Raw genomic sequence first — 16,646 nt, forward strand, 5'->3', positions numbered from 1 at the left:
CTCAAAGAACCGATATTTTTGTTCGTCCCGCAAGCGAGGGAACGGGCGGCGAACTGAGGAATTTGTCGCGCAGCTCTTTAAGCGTTTTTGTCGCGGCGGGTGAGAGAACGCGCGGTGGAGCGGCCATCATTTCCTGCGGGCTTGCCGTTGCCGCAAGCGTTGCCTGGGGCGTCTTTGCAGGGGCGGGGAAGGCAGGCGTGATACCGGGTATTGGCTTTAGCTCGATATTCTGATGCGCGTAATTCATCATGCGCTGCCATGCCATCGCAGGCAGAACGCCACCGGTAAGCTCTTTCATCGGCGTGAAATTATCATTGCCGAACCAGACTGCGGCTGTGAAATTTCCGGTGAAGCCGACAAACCATGCATCGCGATAGTTCTGCGTCGTGCCTGTTTTGCCGCCAACCCGCGTCATGGAAAGGGCTGCGCGGCGTGCCGTACCGCGTTCTGGCACCTGCACAAGCATTGAGTTCATCTCAAACGCTGCTTTTTCGGACAGCGCACGATGCGGCTTTGGTGCATCGCGGGTAAAATCCCATAACACTTTTCCATCTGCCGATATGATCTGCGTAAAGCCATGGCGATTGCCAGCCATTCCGCCATTGGGAAAGACGTTAAAGCCGGTTGCCTGATCCATCACCGTCATTTCCGATGTGCCGAGCACCATGGTTTTATGCGAAGAAATGGTTGATTCCACCCCCATGGCTTTTGCAAGTGCAACAATGGGGGCAGTTGTGAGATGATCGCGCGCAAGGCGCACAGGCACCGAATTGAGCGAGCGCACAAGTGCTGTTGTGAGATCAACGCGTCCGGCAAAGCTGCGGCCATAATTGCGTGGTGACCAGTTGCCCCAACTAATCGGTGCATCGGAAACGACCGTGCTTGGCGTCAGACCTTTTTCCATCGCGGCCGCATAGACATAAGGCTTGAAGGACGATCCTGCCTGCCGCAGCGCTTTGGTTGCGCGATTAAACTGGCTTTCGCCATAGTCGCGCCCACCGACAAGCGCACGCACCGAACCGTCATTGGCTATGACGACGGTGGCTGCTTCCGAGACATTATACTCTTTGCCATTCTGGCGCAGATAGAATTCGAGCGATTCCTCAGCTGCTTTCTGAATGTTGCGGTCGAGTGTCGTGCGTACGGTGAGCGTACGCTGGGGAAGTTTTCCTGCAACTTTTTTGACTTCTTCGAAGGCCCAGTCCAGGAAATAGTCGGGGCTTTCATTTTTTGCACGGTCGATGATGCTGGCAGGGTTGCGGCGCGCAACAGCCACCTGGCCATTGCTCATGAAGCCGCTTTCAACCATGTTGGAAAGCACCACATTGGCGCGTGCGCGTGCCGCAGGCAGATTGACATGCGGTGCGAATTTCGCAGGCGCTTTGAAAAGCCCGGCCAGCATGGCGGCTTCCGCAAGAGTGACATCTTTGACGTTTTTACCGAAATAAAACTCGGAGGCAGCAGCAATCCCGAATGTACCGCCCCCCATATAAGCGCGGTCGAGATACAGTTGGAGAATCTCTTTCTTGGTGAGATTGCTTTCAAGCCAAAGGGCGAGGAAAGCTTCCTTGATCTTGCGTTCAATCGTCCGCTCATTCGAAAGAAACAGGTTCTTGGCAAGCTGCTGCGTGAGGGTCGAGCCGCCTTGCACCACGCCATTGGCACGCAGATTCTGATTGAGCGCGCGGCTGAGCCCCCAGAAATCAATGCCATAATGATCGAAAAAGCGACGATCTTCCGTACCAAGCACTGCTTTGATGACATGATCGGGCAGTTCATCAATCGGCACTGCCTGGCGATGCAAAATCCCGCGTTGGCCTATTTCATTGCCATATCGATCGAGAAAGGTGACGGCATAGTCATCCTGCGCACGCCAGTCTTTTTTGGTTTCTTCAAAAGCTGGAAGTGCAAGTCCGAGCATAAGGACGGCGCCAATCGTGCCAAGCGTAAAGCCTTCATCCAGCACTTCCACGACCAGACGTCGAAAGCCGCGAACACGAAATCTGCGCGAGAAAATAGTGATATTTTCCCACCATTCACGTGTATGAGAACGCAGATTATAGAGGCCGGAATCGATCCAGGCATCAAGTCCTATAAGCCGGGAAACCCGGAAGGGCCGGCGGCTTTTTTTGTTAGAACTTTCATCGGCCGTTTTACGCATGAACTCTACTTTAAAGCCGTAAAATTTATGAAACGAGCGAAACCTGCTCGCGGATAATAGCAGATTAATAAGTTATAACTCATTTTAATTCGTAAACAGAGTCGACAAAAGTCGATATGAAAAAAATCATAAATAGGAAAATAGTCCTTGACGGCGTAACGGTGCTTTGCTACCAATTAGATACGGTCAAGAAATTGTGACTGATACCGATGAGAGCTTCGATACCCCCGGCTTTTATCGATATTTACAAAACCCCGGAAGCAACGCGCTTTCGGGGTTTTGCATGAAAAGAGGTTAAACCTGACGGATATGGCCGTTGAAGACGCAAAAAAATGACGCGGACCGCGAGGCGCAGGTCAGGCTGGCTTTTTGCCTGCAAATAAAACATGAAATCACCCCTGCGGATATTGCGCAGGTGATGGGCATCACGGAAAAAAACTATCGGATTCGTCTCGGGCGTCTCAATCTGGATGATAAAATTGTCAGCAAGCCGTCTGCCAGTGAAACGGCTTTGCAAAGATTGCAGGCAGAACTCAATAAATTAATTGATGGCGATGATTTGCCGGACAAAAGCAAGGCTGAAGCCCTGATGGCACTGGCCAAGGCTGTGAAAACCGTTGGCGAGCTTGTTGCTGAAACACAGACTGCTGAAGGGGACACGGTGACATCCGTTGCAAGCCTTCACGAGGTTCGACAGGCGCTTATCCGCATAGACAGGAGAATTGAAGATCTTGCTCAAAGGCGCGCGCGGGACATCTTGGGGCGCGGACTTGACGCAAAATCAGATATTGGCAGCGGATTGTGAATGGCTGATCAGGGCGCGTGATGCGCAATTGCCACCATTTGGTGACTGGCGGACTTGGCTTATTCTGGGCGGACGTGGCTCGGGAAAAACGAGGGCAGGGGCGGAATGGGCATCGGGGATGGCATTGGGATTGGCACCTTTCTCGCAGAAAGCATGCGGACATATTGCGCTGGTCGGCGAAACTTTCGCCGATGCGCGTGAGGTGATGGTCGATGGCCCTTCCGGCATTTTATCGGTGTCGCGCATTTCGCGTCCCCGTTATGAAACAACGCGCAGGCGACTGCTGTGGGACAATGGGGCCGTGGCGTCTCTTTATACATCAGAAGATCCAGATGGCTTGCGTGGGCCGCAGTTTGATGCCGCATGGTGCGATGAGCTTGCAAAGTGGAAAAACCCGCAAGCCACATGGGACATGCTGCAATTCGGGCTTCGACTGGGAGACTTCCCACGTCAGGTGGTGACGACAACACCGAGGGCAGTGCCATTGTTGAAGGCGCTGATGACAGACAGTTCTGTAACCATGACGCATATGCGCACCGCGGAGAATGCAGCGCATCTGGCTGTTGGCTTTATGGAGACTATCAATCAACGCTATGCGGGAACCCGCCTTGGACGACAGGAACTCGATGGCGAATTGATTGAGGAGCGCGCAGGCGCTTTGTGGTCGCGTGAGCGGATCGAACAGTGTTTTGAACCCAAAGCCCCTGAGCTTGAGCGTATTCTGATCGCTGTTGATCCGCCTGCATCATCCAACAAATCGTCGGATGCCTGCGGAATCGTTGTGGCCGGGATTGATGAAAATGGCTTTGCGCATGTGTTGGCTGATGAAAGCATGAATATGGCCAAGCCGCATCAATGGGCGCGGCGTGCAATCGCACTTTATCATTCTTATGAGGCCGATGCGATTTTGGCCGAGGTCAATCAGGGCGGTGAAATGGTTGCCGCCGTTCTGTCGGCCGAAGATGCCACCGTTCCGGTGCTGATGCGGCATGCATCGCGCGGCAAATGGCTGCGCGCCGAGCCGGTGGCGGCCCTTTATGAACAGGATCGTGTTCGTCATGCAGGACGCTTTGCAGCACTTGAAGATGAAATGTGTGATTTCGCACCCGAAGGTCTGTCCACCGGGCGCTCGCCGGACCGTCTTGATGCCCTTGTCTGGGCGCTGACCGAACTCATGCTCGGTCACGACCGAAAGCCGCGTATCAGGCGTTTCGGATAACATTTACACTGATTGGAGAGCCGATATATGGCGTGGAATTTGCCGTGGCGTAGAAATGCCGGGAAGGCAGCCTCATATTCTGATGCGGGACGTGAGCGCAAAAACACGAATGGCTTTGTGGCCCTTCATATGGAACGCGGACCATCCTGGATAGCGCGGGATTATACATCATTGGCGCGCGAAGGGTTTATGCGTAATCCGGTGGCGCATCGTTGCGTTCGGCTGATCGCCGAAGCGGCCAGCAATGTGCCGTGGCTGCTTTATGAGGGCACGACCGAGCATGAAGTTCATCCGCTGCTTGATCTTGTGGCGCGCCCCCAGAGTGGTCTGGATGGAAGCAGTTTTTTTGAACGGCTTTATGGCCATTTGCTGATTTCAGGAAATGCTTATGTGGAGCGTGTTGCTCTTCCAAGCGGAAACAGCGAGTTGCATTTGCTCAGGCCTGAAAGGGTGACGCTAGAAACATCGAATGATGGATGGCCGCAATCGCTGGTCTATCGTTCAGGCAATACAAGCCGAGTGGTGTCTCTTTCAGGCGAGGCATCCTCTGGCCTGCATCTGAAACTGTTTCATCCACTGGATGATCATTATGGTTTTCCGCCGCTTGAAGCGGCTTTAATGGCGCTTGATCTGCATAATGCAGCAGGTGCCTGGAACAAGGCTCTGCTTGATAATTCCGCACGGCCTTCCGGCGCGTTAGTCTACGCACCAAAAGATGGTGGCAATCTGACGGAAGAGCAGTTTGATCGCCTGAAAACCGAGCTTGAAGAAGGCTACACAGGGGCCTCAGGGGCGGGGCGACCATTGCTTCTTGAAGGCGGACTGGACTGGAAAGCCATGGGCTATAGCCCGCAGGATATGGATTTTATCGAAGCCAAAAATGGTGCCGCACGCGATATTGCGCTGGCATTTGGCGTGCCGCCGATGCTGCTCGGTATTCCGGGTGATAACACATATGCAAATTATGCCGAAGCCAATCGCGCCTTCTATCGCCTGACTGTTCTGCCGCTGATCAACCGGACTGCCAAGGCCTTTGGCTGTTGGCTGGGCCCACTGTTTGGCGGCGATCTGCGGCTAGAGCATGACATTGACCAGATCGAAGGGTTGTCGCTCGAACGGGAGTCGCTCTGGCGGCGTGTGTCAGAAGCCTCATTTCTTAGCGATGACGAAAAACGCGATGCGGTTGGCTATCAGCTGCGCGCAGAAAGGAGAGTGCCATGAGTAATCTGAGTGATACCGTAATGACATCCGATGCAACATTGGTTTGGTTTGCCAAGATTGCCGGAGCGGTTGCCGGTTCTGCCGTGTCACTTGCCTATATGCTGCCCAAAGGAAAACGCGAAGCTGGCATTCGCTTTGCGGTGGGAATCATCTGCGGTATGATCTTTGGCGGTGCCGCAGGCGTTAAAATAGCGGAAACACTCTCGCTTGAAGCCCTTCTTGGCCGAGCTGAACTGATGCTGATGGGGTCGACGGCTGCAAGCCTTGCTGCATGGTCGGTGCTTGGCATTCTGAAGCGCTTTGCCGAGCGGGTGAAGCATGCGCCGCTTCAGGGGCTTATAACGTCTCAAAGGAGCGGGAATGATAAAGCCTGATCTCAAACTGGAAACCAAGCGTGCTTCACTTGCGCTCAGTGATGTCGAAATGGACGGGAGTTTTTCCGGCTATGCCAGTATTTTCGGCCTGCCTGATCTTGGCAATGACATTATTGAAAAAGGTGCTTTTGCAAAGTCGCTGTCGACCCGGAGATCGTCGGGTGTGCGGATGCTCTGGCAGCATGATGCGGCCGAGCCGATCGGTGTATGGACAGATATTCGCGAGGATGCGCGTGGTCTTTATGTGGAAGGCAGGCTTGCCAAGGGTGTGGCGCGCGCACGCGAAGCACTGGAGCTGATGCGGGCAGGCGGGCTTGATGGACTGTCCATCGGCTTTCGCACCGTGAAGGCGCGCAAGGATGCACGCACGGGCCTGCGCCATATTGTTGAAGCGGATCTCTGGGAAATCTCGGTGGTGACGTTTCCGATGCTGCCACAGGCGCGCATCAACAATCTGAAAGCGGATTTGCCAACAGTCAGAGAATTTGAACGTTGGCTCACGCGGGATGCGGGGTTAAGCCGTTCCGCTGCACGTCTGGTGATAGCCAAAGGCTATTCAGCACTTGCAGCCTTACAAAGCCGGAATGAGCGGGACGCTCTCAACTCGGGCGATACAGGCCTTGCACAGCGTATGCGTGCCGCCTGCAAGATGATGTCTTTTAACTAAATCAGGATCAAAATGAACAACACTCATAAAGTCCAGCTCGAAACCAAGAGCGTGGAAACAAAGGCGCTTGGCGCCAATCTGGGCAATGATGGCGATGTGTCGGAAGCCTTCGATGAATTCATGGCCGCTTTTTCGGCCTTTCGTGAAGCCAATGATGAGCGGCTGAAAAAAGTCGAAAAGAATACGAGTGTCGATGTGCTGCTGCGCGAAAAGGTTGATCGTATCAACCACGCGCTCGACGAGCAGAAACAGGCGCTTGACCAATTTGTTCTGAAAACTGCACGTCCGCAACTGGGCAAATGTCCGGTTGTCGAAAACCGCGAACACAAGCAGGCTTTCGATGACTATGTACGCCGTGGCGATGAACAGGCGATGCGCGGTATTGAGCAGAAAGCGCATTCTTACGCCTCTGGGCCGGATGGCGGTTATCTTGTGCCAGCAGAGCTTGAAACCGAAATTGGCCGCAGGCTGGCTGTGTTGTCGCCGATCCGTGGCATTTCAAGCGTGCGCCAAGTTTCTGGTGCTGTGCTCAAAAAGCCGTTTTCGGTGAGCGGCCCGGCAACAGGCTGGGTCGGTGAAACTGATGCTCGCCCACAGACAGCTTCGGCCAAACTGGCAGAACTGCAGTTTCCAACTATGGAAATCTACGCGATGCCGGCGGCAACATCTTCGCTTCTCGATGATGCTGCCGTTAATGTCGAGCAGTGGATCGCCGAGGAAGTGGAAGCAGCCTTTGCCGAGCAGGAAGGCGAGGCCTTTATCAGCGGCAATGGCGTCAACAAGCCAACGGGCTTTTTGAGCTATGATACGGTCGAAGACACAAGCTGGGAATGGGGCAAGATCGGTCATATCGAAACGGGTGTTGCAGGTGCGCTGCCAGCAGCCGATCCGTCTGACAAGCTGATCGAACTTATCTATGCGCTGAAAGCCGGATATCGTCAGAATGCCAGTTTCGTTATGAATCGCAAGACTCAGAGCGTGCTGCGCAAGCTCAAAGATGCAGACGGAAATTACCTCTGGCAGCCGCCCTCGGCTGTTGGCGAGAAAGCGTCACTGATGGGCTTTGGTCTGGTTGAGGCCGAGCATATGCCGGATATTGCAGCCGACGAAACGCCAATCGCTTTTGGTGATTTTGAACGGGGGTATCTGGTTGTGGACCGTATTGGCGTTCGCGTTTTGCGCGACCCATACTCTGCCAAACCATATGTGCTTTTTTATACCACCAAGCGCGTTGGCGGTGGTGTTCAGGATTTTGATGCGATCAAGCTTCTGAAGTTTGGAGCCTGATATTTGCATCAACAAGCATCGTATCCGAAAGCGGAATCATGTTTTCGGGATGCGCATTTCGCAGCGGCTTTGCTGCATTTCTGCTTAACGACCCTGCCGGTTTTGGCAGCTAGATTCAATTCGCAAACACGTTGAATCTTTTTCTGGAATGCCATTCGTAACTATCTGATTTGAGAGTTATTTTAAGGGGAAATAAATGACAATGTTTCTTGTCACGCCGCCGGTACTTGAACCGGTGACGGTCGCGGATGCGCGTGCATTTTTAAGAATTTCAACGGACAGCGAAGATGACATTCTTCGCCGTATTATCAAGACAGCACGTGAACTGGTCAAGGCTGATACAGGGCTGGCTCTTATCGACCAAACTTGGCGGTTGCGCGTTGATCGCTGGCCGCGTTCGGGTCGGTTGGCTCTTTTCAAGTATCCGGTAAAGGCTGTGACCGCTGTCGTCGCATATCGCTGCGACGGAACTGCAATCAGCATGGAGCCCGAAGAATTCATGCTCCAGCATGGACGCCGCCCCCAGCGTGTTTACATGGCACAATATCCTGATGCGCAGTCGTTTTGCGGTCTTGAAGTCGACTTCATTGCGGGCTTTGGCGAAACGGGTGTCGAGGTGCCTGACGCCCTCAAGCAAGCCATACTCACGTTGAGCGCGCATCTCTACGAGAACCGCGCTGGTCTTGATGGCGCAACATCAGAGCTTCCGCCGATGGTTGGGCAGATGGTCGATAGTTGGCGGCGCATATCTCTATGAACAACGTCCTGTTTATTGATCCAGGCCAGCTCACCGTAGAGCTGGCTCTGGAAGCCATGCATCCGATTGCCGACGGCATGGGCGGCTATCGCGAAACATGGGTGGAAGTATCAACCGTTTGGGGGCGCATTGAACCAATAACCGCCAGTCAACGCGATTTCGGCACCCGGCCACGCCCGGAAATAACCCATCGTATCTTGGTGCGCCATCGTGAGGATATTTCATCCGACAAGCGCTTCCGAAAAGGGGGGCGTGTTTTCTTGCTGCGTTCCGTACGCGATCCGGATGAAAGCGGACGCTATCTGATTTGTCTGGCAGTGGAGGAAGGGCGGTGAACGTAACCATGAAATTAACGTTTGATGGCCTCGTGCGTGCGCTTCGGTTCAAACAGATAGCGCTGCGCGAGGAAATTGCCACCTGGGGATCTGGCAGTCGAGGCGACAAAGAAAAGCTGATTGGGGAACACAATGAAGAGCAGCGCGGCAGCATTGCAGAAAGCACTTTATGAGGCCTTGAAGAACGACGGCGAACTCATTGAAACGCTTGGTGGAGAACATGTTTATGACCATGTCCCACCAAAAACCGCGTTCCCTTATATCACGCTTGGCGAGACACTGACGAAGGATTGGAGCACGGCGAGCGAGCTGGGCGGGGAGCATTTTCTCAACATTCAGATATGGGCGCGCGAGTCAGGCCGCAAACGCGTTTTGGAGATTGCCGGGCGCATCGCTACGCGTCTTGATGAACAACCGCTCGCAGTCAACGGCCATCGCATCGTCAATCTTATGTTGACCGAAGTGCTAGCCCGTAACACCGACGGGTTCGGGAGTTATCTCGGCACCATGCGCTATCGGGCCGTAACAGAACCCGTAATTTGATTCAGGAGCCAAATATGACAGCTCAACGCGGCAAGGACATCTTGCTGAAAATTGCGCATGGCGCAGGGCAGTTTGAAACCTGTGCCGGCCTGCGCACCAAACGCATTGCGTTCAATGCGGAAACGGTCGATGTGACTGACGCCGACGCAGCCGGGCGCTGGCGACAGTTGCTGGCCGGAAGCGGCGTGCAGCGGGCCTCTGTAAGCGGGTCTGGCATATTCAAAGATGCAACGTCTGATGCTCTGATACGCAGCGTATTCTTTGATGGTGAAATTCGCAACTGGCAGATTTTACTTCCTGACTTTGGAACAATCACAGGGCCGTTTCAGATCGTGGCTCTTGAATATGGCGGCAATCACGATGCGGAAATGACCTTTGAAATTGCGTTGGAATCCGCCGGACTGATCGCCTTCGGAGAAGCGCTATGATGGTCAATCGTCATCGTGGCGAGGTTGCGGCAAAACTGGATGGTCGTGACTGGACACTCTGCCTGACGCTCGGTGCGCTGGCGCAACTCGAATCTGCTTTTGAGGCAGACAATCTTTCTGACCTGATCATGCGCTTTTCCGGCGGTAAGCTGTCTGCTTTCGATATGCAGCGCATCATCTGTGCGGGCCTTCATGGTGGTGGGCATAATGTACCGTTTGAAGACGTGGCCGAAATGCGCGCCGATGGCGGTGCCAGCGGCTATGCCCGCATCGTTTCAGCACTGCTGACGGCGACCTTCGGAACGGAAGAAAGCGATTCTCCTTCAAACCCTTGAGTGCCGCAGTTGAATCAAGTCCTTCACGTCAGCCTTTTCCCTGGAAAGAGGTGATGCGCGCTGGCTTTGGTTTGCTGCGGCTTTCTTCAAAAGACTTCTGGGCGATGACCCCACGCGAACTCAGTGTCGTTCTCGGGCCTGTCTCGCAGAGCAAAAATGCTCCTTCGCGCGCGACTCTCGACGCGCTGATGCATGCCTTTCCCGATAGGTGATTTATCATGACGGATGAAACCGTAACTGTTTCCGTCGAGGCGGATACAAGCGCATTTGATCGCGCATTGACGGACCTCGAAAAACGCTCATCAAGCTTCGGCTCAAGCCTGACGACTGCACTCAAAAGTGCAATCGTTTCCGGCAAGGGGCTTGACGATGTGCTGCGCGGCCTTGCCAGCAGTCTGGCAGGTTCGGCACTTTCGGCCGGGCTTCAGCCATTGCAAAGTCTTGGCTCATCGCTGATGTCGGGCGTACTTGGCGGTATTCGTGGCATCATGCCGTTTGCGAAAGGCGGTGTGGTTTCAAGCCCGACCTATTTCGGCATGGGCAATGGGGCGCTGGGGCTGACGGGGGAGGCCGGTGCAGAGGCGATTTTGCCACTCGCGCGCGGTGCTGATGGCAGACTTGGCGTTGCCACGGGTGGCACAGGCAGTAAGCCGGTGCAGGTGGTCTTTAATATGACGTCGCCCGATGTATCTTCTTTCCGCAAGTCCGAGGCACAGCTTTCCACCATGCTTGCAGGTGCAGTACGCCGTGGCGCACGGAGGATGTGAGATGGAAGCCTTTCACGATGTGCGTTTTCCGCTCAGCGTTTCGTTTGGTGCAACCGGTGGGCCGGAATGGCGCAATGAAATTGTCACGCTCACATCAGGTATGGAAAAGCGGAATGCGCGCTGGGCGCATTCACGCCGACACTTTGATGCGGGGACGGGGCTGCGCTCGCTTGATGATCTGAAAACCGTATTGGCGTTTTTTGAGGCGCGGCGCGGGTCGCTTCATACGTTTCGGTTCCGCGACCCGCTCGATTTTTCTTCCGCAACCGGCTGTGCTGCGCCCTCGCATCTCGATCAGGTGATTGGAACGGGCGATGGGGCCACCACACGCTTTCAACTCGTCAAACATTACGAGACATATGATCGCCCCATCCGGCGGCCCGTTGCAGGCTCTGTGGTGGTTGGTGTGGATGGCATAAGGCTGACTGAAACTGAGGCTTTCACGCTTTAGCCCGCCACTGGCATTGTCGCCTTCACATCCGGTTATGTGCCGTCTTCAGGCCAGCGGGTCAGTGCTGGTTTCCTGTTCGATGTGCCGGTACGTTTCGATACGGATCGTCTTTCGGCCAGCATCGCCTCGTTTCAGGCGGGTGAAATCCCGTCTATTCCCATCATTGAGGTCAAGGCATGATCCCTATTCCGACCGAACTTGAATCACATTTAAAGGGTGAAGTGACAAGCCATTGCTTTGCATGGCTTATCAGGCGTTCTGACACTGTCGTTCTCGGTTTCACCGATCATGATTCTGCTTTGCCTTTGGACGGTGTTTTATGTGAACCGCTCACGGGATTGAACAGCAGCGAAGCAACCACAATGCTTGGTCTCTCTATCGCCGGAGGCGAGGTCGAGGGTGCACTCTCATCGCAGCGCATCAGCGATCGCGATATTGAACTTGGCCGCTACGATGGTGCCATCGTTGAAAGCTATCTGGTCAACTGGAATGCTCCAGATCAGCACATGCTGTTGCGGCGCTGGATAGCGGGCACCATCAGCCGCTCCGATGGACGCTTCGTAATGGAGTTGAAAGGCGCCGCTGCAGCGTTCGATGCCGTTTGTGGGCGCCGGATTATGCGCCAGTGTAATGCAGTGCTAGGCGATAACCGTTGCGGCGTGAATGGCAATGATCCGCGATTTTCTGCCGTTGGTTCAATCCTGCATGCCGATGGTGTGATGCTTGATGTTGCCGGGCTTGAGGGCTTTGGCAGTGGCTGGTTCACGCAAGGACTGCTCACATGGACGAGTGGTGAAAATGTCGGTCGGTCTGTGCGTGTTCTTATGCACAGTGGCACTAATCTAAACCTAACCGATCAGCCGGTCCTGCCTGTCACAGCAGGCGATGGTTTTCGTATCATTGCTGGCTGCGACAAGAGTTTTGCCACCTGTAAGGCGAAATTCGAAAACGGCATTAACTTCCGAGGTTTTCCGCATCTTCCCGGAAACGATGCAGCTTTTGCCTATGTCAGCGGCGGCAATGAGTATGACGGGAGCGCACTGGTGCCATGACAATCGCAGACAAAGTTTTGACCGAAGCTGAAAGCTGGATTGGTACGCCCTATCGGCATGGCGCTTCAACGCGCGGCATAAGCTGCGATTGCCTCGGACTGGTGCGGGGTGTTTGGCATGCGCTTTATGGTGAGGAGCCAGAAGATCCCGGTGCCTATGCGCCGGACTGGGCGGAGGCCGCATCTGGCGATCCGTTGCTGGAGGCGGCCAACCGGCATATGCAGCCTCGTTCCAGCTATAATCCTGAGCCGGGTGATCTGTTGATCTTTCGCTGGCGTGCCGATGTTGCGGCCAAGCATCTCGGCATTATGACCAATCAAAACCGTTTCATCCATGCCTATGAGGGGCATCGGGTAATGGCCTCTGCGCTGGTGCCGCAATGGCGGAAACGTATAGCCGGAATTTTCATCTTTCCCGAACCAAAAGGTTAAGCAATGGCGACTGTTGTTCTGCAGGCCGTGGGCGCTGCTGTCGGAGGCATTTTTGGTCCTGTGGGTGCAGCTATCGGCGCAGGTCTTGGTGCCATGGGCGGATATGCCATCGACACGGCAATCATCAATTCTACCCGTCATATGGAAGGGGCACGCCTCAATAGCGGCCGCGTGGCCACGGCAGAAGAGGGCGCTGCATTGCCATTTGTCTATGGGACAGCACGGCTTACGGGCACGCTGATCTGGGCAACCCGTTTTGAGGAAAAGAAAACCACCGAGCGCCAGGGCGGCAAGGGCGGTCCGAAAGTCACCAGCTACAGTTATTTCGGCAATGCAGCCTATGCAGTTGCCGAAGGTGAAATTGCTACTATTCGTCGTGTATGGGCCGATGGGCAGGAGCTTGATCTTACCGAGATCGAAATGCGCATTTATCACGGCACCGATACCCAGCAGCCGGACCCGCTGATTGAGGCAAAGCAGGGCACGGGCAATGCACCCGCTTATCGCGGTACGGCCTATGTGGTTTTCGAACGCATTCCGCTTGATACTTACGGAAACCGATTTCCGCAGTTTCAGTTTGAGGTTCTGCGACCGGTTGGAGAACTGGCACAGAATCTTCGTGCCATCGCGCTTATTCCGGGGTCAACTGAATTTGGTCTTTCGCCTGATCCGGTTACGGATCGGGTCTTCTTCGGTGAACGCCGCACACTCAACCGCAATGCAAAGCGCGGTCGTAGCGACTGGACGGTGGCCATGGATGAACTGCAAGCGCTGTGCCCTCAATTGCAACACGTGGCTATCGTTCTGCCGTGGTTTGGCGATGATCTGCGTGCAGCATCATGTAAAATTCGCCCCGGTGTCACGCATCAGGCGTCGCTGTTATCAAGCCTGACATGGAAGGTCGAGAATGTCACGCGCGCGCAGGCGCATTTGATTTCGACGAGCGGCAAGGGCGCGGCCTATGGCGGAACGCCATCCGATCAGAGCGTGATCAGTGCCATCCGCGATGCGAAAGCGCGCGGTCTTAAAGTCACATTATATCCTTTTATCATGATGGATATTGCGGCTGATAATCAGTTGCCGTCTCCCTATGGTGGAATTGGGCAATCGGTCTATCCATGGCGCGGACGTATCACCTGCCATCCGGCAATCGGTGAAACAGGTTCGCCAGATACAACGCCTGAGGCGGGAAGTCAGGTTGAGGCTTTCGTCAATGGAACATGGGGTTACAGACGTTTTTTGAATCATTGTGCAAATCTTGCGGTACGGGCCGGTGGAGTCGATGCGTTTTTGCTGGGATCTGAATTGCGCGGCCTGACAAGCATTCGCGATGCTCGAGAGAACTTTCCATTTGTCACGCATCTTTGTGCGCTCGCCGGTGAAATGCGTGTGAAGCTTGGGGCGGGTTGCCGCATCAGTTATGGCGCAGACTGGACCGAATATTTTGGTTATCAGGCGCAGGACGGAACCGGCGATTTTTATTTTAACCTCGACCCGCTCTGGTCGCATCCGGCAATAGATGCCGTTGGCATCGACAATTACATGCCGCTTTCCGACTGGCGAGATAGTGATCTTCGCGGCGGCAATCCCGATGGTTTCGAGGGGCCCTATGATCTTGATGGACTGCTACAGAGTGTTGAGGCACGTGAAGGTTTCGACTGGTATTATGCCAACAGTCAAGACCGGGATGAGCGCAAGCGCACACGCATCACTGACGGGCTTGCGGGGAAGCCATGGGTCTATCGTTACAAAGACACTCGTGCATGGTGGAGCAATCCGCATCATAACCGGATTGATGGTGAGGAGGTTGCAGCACCGACCGGTTGGGTGCCGCAGTCAAAGCCCATTTGGTTTACGGAACTCGGATGTCCGGCAGTCGATAAGGGACCGAACCAGCCCAATGTATTTCCCGATCCAAAATCGTCGGAAAATGCCACGCCCTATTTTTCGAATGGCTCGCGCTCCGATATCGCAATGGATCGCTTCCTGCGCGCGCATTATTACTATTGGCCTCAAAATAATCCGGTCTCGCCGGTCTATGGCGGGTCAATGCTGGATATGGACCGCATTTATCTCTGGGCCTGGGATACGAGGCCTTTCCCGGAATTTCCGCTGAAAGGGGATGTGTGGGGTGATACGCCAAACTGGCGGCTGGGTCATTGGTTGAACGGCCGGCTGAGTGGCGTTGCCCTTGATGAACTGATTGCCGCAATCCTTGAGGACTTTGATTTGCCGCAAGCTGATTGTTCCGGTGCAGATGGACATTTGACCGGCTTCGTCATTTCAGAACCCTCCACAGCGCGTGGCGTGCTTGAACCTTTGGTGAATGTATTTGGCGTTCATGGTTTTGAGCAGGCGGGAACATTCGTCTTCCGCAGCATTGGACGTACCGCACAAACGCTGGATGTTGCGGACCTGTTGGTCGAGCCGCATGATGGTGATGCGCTGACCTCTGTTCTTGAAGACCAGGGCGATTTGCCCAGCGTGGCGGAGCTTTATTGCAACGATCCTCTGCGTGATTTTCAGGTCGTGGGGGCATCCGTGCGCCGCGATGCGGGACAAGGGACAGAGAGTCTCAGCCTTTCAGATTCGATGGAAACAGGACAGGCAATGGCCCTGGCTGAAGGCTGGATGGCACGTCGCTATGCGGAGCGGCGCACAGCAAGCTTTTCATTGCCGTGGTCGGCAGCAGCGCTTCATGTCGGGGACCGGGTACGGATCGATATTTTGGGCGGTGAGCGTGATTATGTGGTGTCATCGCTCGAAGATGGTGAGGTGCGAGCGGTCAAGGCGGTGGCGTTAGCACCCAATGTCGCCTTTGCCGACAGAGGCGAAACACCACAGCTTTCGCCGGGCGGGTCAGTTTCTGATATGAAGCCGATTTTCCATCTGATTGATGTGCCGCTCTGGCCGGGTGCGGAAGATCCCGCTGGTCAGTTTCGCATTGCTTGCCATGCCAGACCATGGCGTGGCGTGGCAATTTATGCTTCGCCTTCCGATGATGGTTTTGCCGAGCGTAATATGATTGGGGAGCGCGCGGTCATGGGAGAACTCACCGCGGCACTTGGATCAGGTCCGAGTGGACGTCTGATCGAAGCGCAGACCATAGACGTGGTGCTTTATTCGGGTGAACTGCAATCAAAGCCGATCGCACAAATTCTCAATGGTGCCAATATGGCAATGATGAAATCTCCCGATGGAAAATGGGAGGTGGTTCAGTTTCTTGAGGCCGAGGAAGTTGGACAGAATCAATGGCGATTATCGCGGCTTTTGCGCGGCCAGCTTGGCACAGAAGCGGCAAGCCGCATCGAAAAACCCATCGGAGCGCCATTTGTGCTCTTTGATGGCGGCGTACAAAGCATTGGATTGCAGGCAAATGAAATCGGGCTTGAGCTCAATTGGCGGATAGGCGCGGCAGGCAAAACCTTCTCGGATGAGTATTTTGATACTGTGAAAGTCATCGGTGGTCTGAACGCTTTGAGACCTTTAAGCCCTGTTCATCTCAGGGCAGAACGGCTTGGTAATGGTGATCTGTCGCTGCATTGGATAAGGCGCGGGCGTGTAGATGCCGATAGCTGGATGGGCGCAGATATTCCGCTGGGGGAGGACGCAGAAGCCTATCGGATTGAAATCTGGCAGGGGGAAACGCTTGTCCGAAGTTTAGAGGTGCAGACGCCATCATGGATCTATCCGAATGCTGAACGAATGGCTGAGGTTGGAGCCAACAGTTTTGAGCTGCGGATTGCGATGTTGAGCGCAAGAATAGGCGCGGGCGATTTTGCCTCAATCGAAATTCAGAATGTTTTGTGAAAT

General features: G+C 54.5%; 18 protein-coding genes and 1 pseudogene. 18 read left to right on the top strand and 1 reads right to left on the bottom strand.

All coding sequences use genetic code 11. From position 1 onward, the window contains the following. Position 1: 1 nt before the first annotated feature. Positions 2-2,161 carry a transglycosylase domain-containing protein gene (locus tag OPR82_RS04215; RefSeq protein ID WP_265983190.1) on the bottom strand — a complete coding sequence of 720 codons (2,160 nt, stop codon included), beginning with the start codon at positions 2,159-2,161 and terminating at the stop codon, positions 2-4. Positions 2,162-2,477: 316 nt separating this feature from the next. Between OPR82_RS04215 and OPR82_RS04220 the strand changes: the two genes are divergently transcribed. From OPR82_RS04220 to OPR82_RS04305, 18 genes and pseudogenes are all read left to right on the top strand, one after another. Then, positions 2,478-2,966 (top strand): hypothetical protein, encoded by a 489-nt coding sequence (locus OPR82_RS04220; protein WP_265983191.1) that lies wholly within the window; start codon positions 2,478-2,480, stop codon positions 2,964-2,966. After that, positions 2,893-4,185 (top strand): DNA-packaging protein, encoded by a 1,293-nt coding sequence (locus tag OPR82_RS04225; protein ID WP_456094071.1) that lies wholly within the window; start codon positions 2,893-2,895, stop codon positions 4,183-4,185. Before OPR82_RS04220 ends, OPR82_RS04225 begins: the two co-directional genes overlap by 74 nt. 27 nt (positions 4,186-4,212) lie before the next feature. Next, positions 4,213-5,406: a phage portal protein gene (locus tag OPR82_RS04230; RefSeq protein ID WP_265983192.1), complete on the top strand. Its 1,194-nt coding sequence runs from the start codon at positions 4,213-4,215 to the stop codon at positions 5,404-5,406. Then, positions 5,403-5,780, top strand: coding sequence for a DUF6107 family protein (locus tag OPR82_RS04235; protein ID WP_265983193.1), 378 nt, complete (start codon positions 5,403-5,405; stop codon positions 5,778-5,780). Before OPR82_RS04230 ends, OPR82_RS04235 begins: the two co-directional genes overlap by 4 nt. Continuing rightward, positions 5,767-6,447 (top strand): HK97 family phage prohead protease, encoded by a 681-nt coding sequence (locus tag OPR82_RS04240; protein WP_265983194.1) that lies wholly within the window; start codon positions 5,767-5,769, stop codon positions 6,445-6,447. The genes OPR82_RS04235 and OPR82_RS04240 overlap by 14 nt, the downstream gene beginning before the upstream one ends. Before the next feature lie 12 nt (positions 6,448-6,459). Beyond that, positions 6,460-7,734: a phage major capsid protein gene (locus tag OPR82_RS04245; RefSeq protein WP_265983195.1), complete on the top strand. Its 1,275-nt coding sequence runs from the start codon at positions 6,460-6,462 to the stop codon at positions 7,732-7,734. Between the two features lie 196 nt (positions 7,735-7,930). Further along, complete coding sequence (locus OPR82_RS04250) at positions 7,931-8,491, top strand: head-tail connector protein (RefSeq protein ID WP_265983196.1); 561 nt, start codon at positions 7,931-7,933, stop codon at positions 8,489-8,491. Continuing rightward, positions 8,488-8,826, top strand: coding sequence for a phage head closure protein (locus OPR82_RS04255; protein WP_265983197.1), 339 nt, complete (start codon positions 8,488-8,490; stop codon positions 8,824-8,826). The genes OPR82_RS04250 and OPR82_RS04255 overlap by 4 nt, the downstream gene beginning before the upstream one ends. Before the next feature lie 8 nt (positions 8,827-8,834). After that, entirely contained in the window at positions 8,835-8,999 is a 165-nt protein-coding gene (locus tag OPR82_RS04260; protein ID WP_265983198.1) for a hypothetical protein, read from the top strand. Next, positions 8,959-9,369 (top strand): DUF3168 domain-containing protein, encoded by a 411-nt coding sequence (locus OPR82_RS04265; protein ID WP_265983199.1) that lies wholly within the window; start codon positions 8,959-8,961, stop codon positions 9,367-9,369. The genes OPR82_RS04260 and OPR82_RS04265 overlap by 41 nt, the downstream gene beginning before the upstream one ends. A gap of 14 nt (positions 9,370-9,383) precedes the next feature. After that, positions 9,384-9,797, top strand: coding sequence for a phage major tail protein, TP901-1 family (locus OPR82_RS04270; protein ID WP_265983200.1), 414 nt, complete (start codon positions 9,384-9,386; stop codon positions 9,795-9,797). Further along, positions 9,794-10,132: a gene transfer agent family protein gene (locus OPR82_RS04275; protein WP_265983201.1), complete on the top strand. Its 339-nt coding sequence runs from the start codon at positions 9,794-9,796 to the stop codon at positions 10,130-10,132. Before OPR82_RS04270 ends, OPR82_RS04275 begins: the two co-directional genes overlap by 4 nt. Further along, the gene (locus tag OPR82_RS04280; protein WP_265983202.1) at positions 10,129-10,344 is read left to right on the top strand and encodes a rcc01693 family protein; all 216 of its coding nucleotides are present in this window, start codon (positions 10,129-10,131) and stop codon (positions 10,342-10,344) included. Before OPR82_RS04275 ends, OPR82_RS04280 begins: the two co-directional genes overlap by 4 nt. A gap of 6 nt (positions 10,345-10,350) precedes the next feature. After that, positions 10,351-10,899 carry a phage tail tape measure protein gene (locus tag OPR82_RS04285; RefSeq protein ID WP_265983203.1) on the top strand — a complete coding sequence of 183 codons (549 nt, stop codon included), beginning with the start codon at positions 10,351-10,353 and terminating at the stop codon, positions 10,897-10,899. Between the two features lies 1 nt (position 10,900). Beyond that, positions 10,901-11,530 (top strand): annotated as a pseudogene (locus OPR82_RS04290) (phage distal tail protein, Rcc01695 family). Next, positions 11,527-12,402, top strand: coding sequence for a DUF2163 domain-containing protein (locus OPR82_RS04295; protein ID WP_265983204.1), 876 nt, complete (start codon positions 11,527-11,529; stop codon positions 12,400-12,402). The pseudogene OPR82_RS04290 and the gene OPR82_RS04295 overlap by 4 nt, the downstream one beginning before the upstream one ends. After that, positions 12,399-12,833, top strand: a complete 435-nt coding sequence (locus OPR82_RS04300) for a C40 family peptidase (RefSeq protein ID WP_265983206.1) — start codon at positions 12,399-12,401, stop codon at positions 12,831-12,833. Before OPR82_RS04295 ends, OPR82_RS04300 begins: the two co-directional genes overlap by 4 nt. A gap of 3 nt (positions 12,834-12,836) precedes the next feature. Continuing rightward, on the top strand, positions 12,837-16,643 hold the full coding sequence (locus tag OPR82_RS04305; RefSeq protein ID WP_265983208.1) for a baseplate multidomain protein megatron: 3,807 nt from the start codon (positions 12,837-12,839) through the stop codon (positions 16,641-16,643). Positions 16,644-16,646: the final 3 nt, after the last annotated feature.

Source organism: Ochrobactrum chromiisoli (genome assembly GCF_026241335.1).
Taxonomy (GTDB): domain Bacteria; phylum Pseudomonadota; class Alphaproteobacteria; order Rhizobiales; family Rhizobiaceae; genus Brucella; species Brucella chromiisoli.

What these genes read in the sequence shown, in the direction of transcription:
- OPR82_RS04215 (WP_265983190.1), bottom strand. Translation starts at nt 2,161, where the DNA reads ATGCGTAAAACGGCCGATGAAAGTTCTAACAAAAAAAGCCGCCGGCCC.
- OPR82_RS04230 (WP_265983192.1), top strand. Translation starts at nt 4,213, where the DNA reads ATGGCGTGGAATTTGCCGTGGCGTAGAAATGCCGGGAAGGCAGCCTCA.
- OPR82_RS04235 (WP_265983193.1), top strand. Translation starts at nt 5,403, where the DNA reads ATGAGTAATCTGAGTGATACCGTAATGACATCCGATGCAACATTGGTT.
- OPR82_RS04240 (WP_265983194.1), top strand. Translation starts at nt 5,767, where the DNA reads ATGATAAAGCCTGATCTCAAACTGGAAACCAAGCGTGCTTCACTTGCG.
- OPR82_RS04245 (WP_265983195.1), top strand. Translation starts at nt 6,460, where the DNA reads ATGAACAACACTCATAAAGTCCAGCTCGAAACCAAGAGCGTGGAAACA.
- OPR82_RS04250 (WP_265983196.1), top strand. Translation starts at nt 7,931, where the DNA reads ATGACAATGTTTCTTGTCACGCCGCCGGTACTTGAACCGGTGACGGTC.
- OPR82_RS04255 (WP_265983197.1), top strand. Translation starts at nt 8,488, where the DNA reads ATGAACAACGTCCTGTTTATTGATCCAGGCCAGCTCACCGTAGAGCTG.
- OPR82_RS04260 (WP_265983198.1), top strand. Translation starts at nt 8,835, where the DNA reads ATGAAATTAACGTTTGATGGCCTCGTGCGTGCGCTTCGGTTCAAACAG.
- OPR82_RS04265 (WP_265983199.1), top strand. Translation starts at nt 8,959, where the DNA reads ATGAAGAGCAGCGCGGCAGCATTGCAGAAAGCACTTTATGAGGCCTTG.
- OPR82_RS04270 (WP_265983200.1), top strand. Translation starts at nt 9,384, where the DNA reads ATGACAGCTCAACGCGGCAAGGACATCTTGCTGAAAATTGCGCATGGC.
- OPR82_RS04275 (WP_265983201.1), top strand. Translation starts at nt 9,794, where the DNA reads ATGATGGTCAATCGTCATCGTGGCGAGGTTGCGGCAAAACTGGATGGT.
- OPR82_RS04285 (WP_265983203.1), top strand. Translation starts at nt 10,351, where the DNA reads ATGACGGATGAAACCGTAACTGTTTCCGTCGAGGCGGATACAAGCGCA.
- OPR82_RS04295 (WP_265983204.1), top strand. Translation starts at nt 11,527, where the DNA reads ATGATCCCTATTCCGACCGAACTTGAATCACATTTAAAGGGTGAAGTG.
- OPR82_RS04300 (WP_265983206.1), top strand. Translation starts at nt 12,399, where the DNA reads ATGACAATCGCAGACAAAGTTTTGACCGAAGCTGAAAGCTGGATTGGT.
- OPR82_RS04305 (WP_265983208.1), top strand. Translation starts at nt 12,837, where the DNA reads ATGGCGACTGTTGTTCTGCAGGCCGTGGGCGCTGCTGTCGGAGGCATT.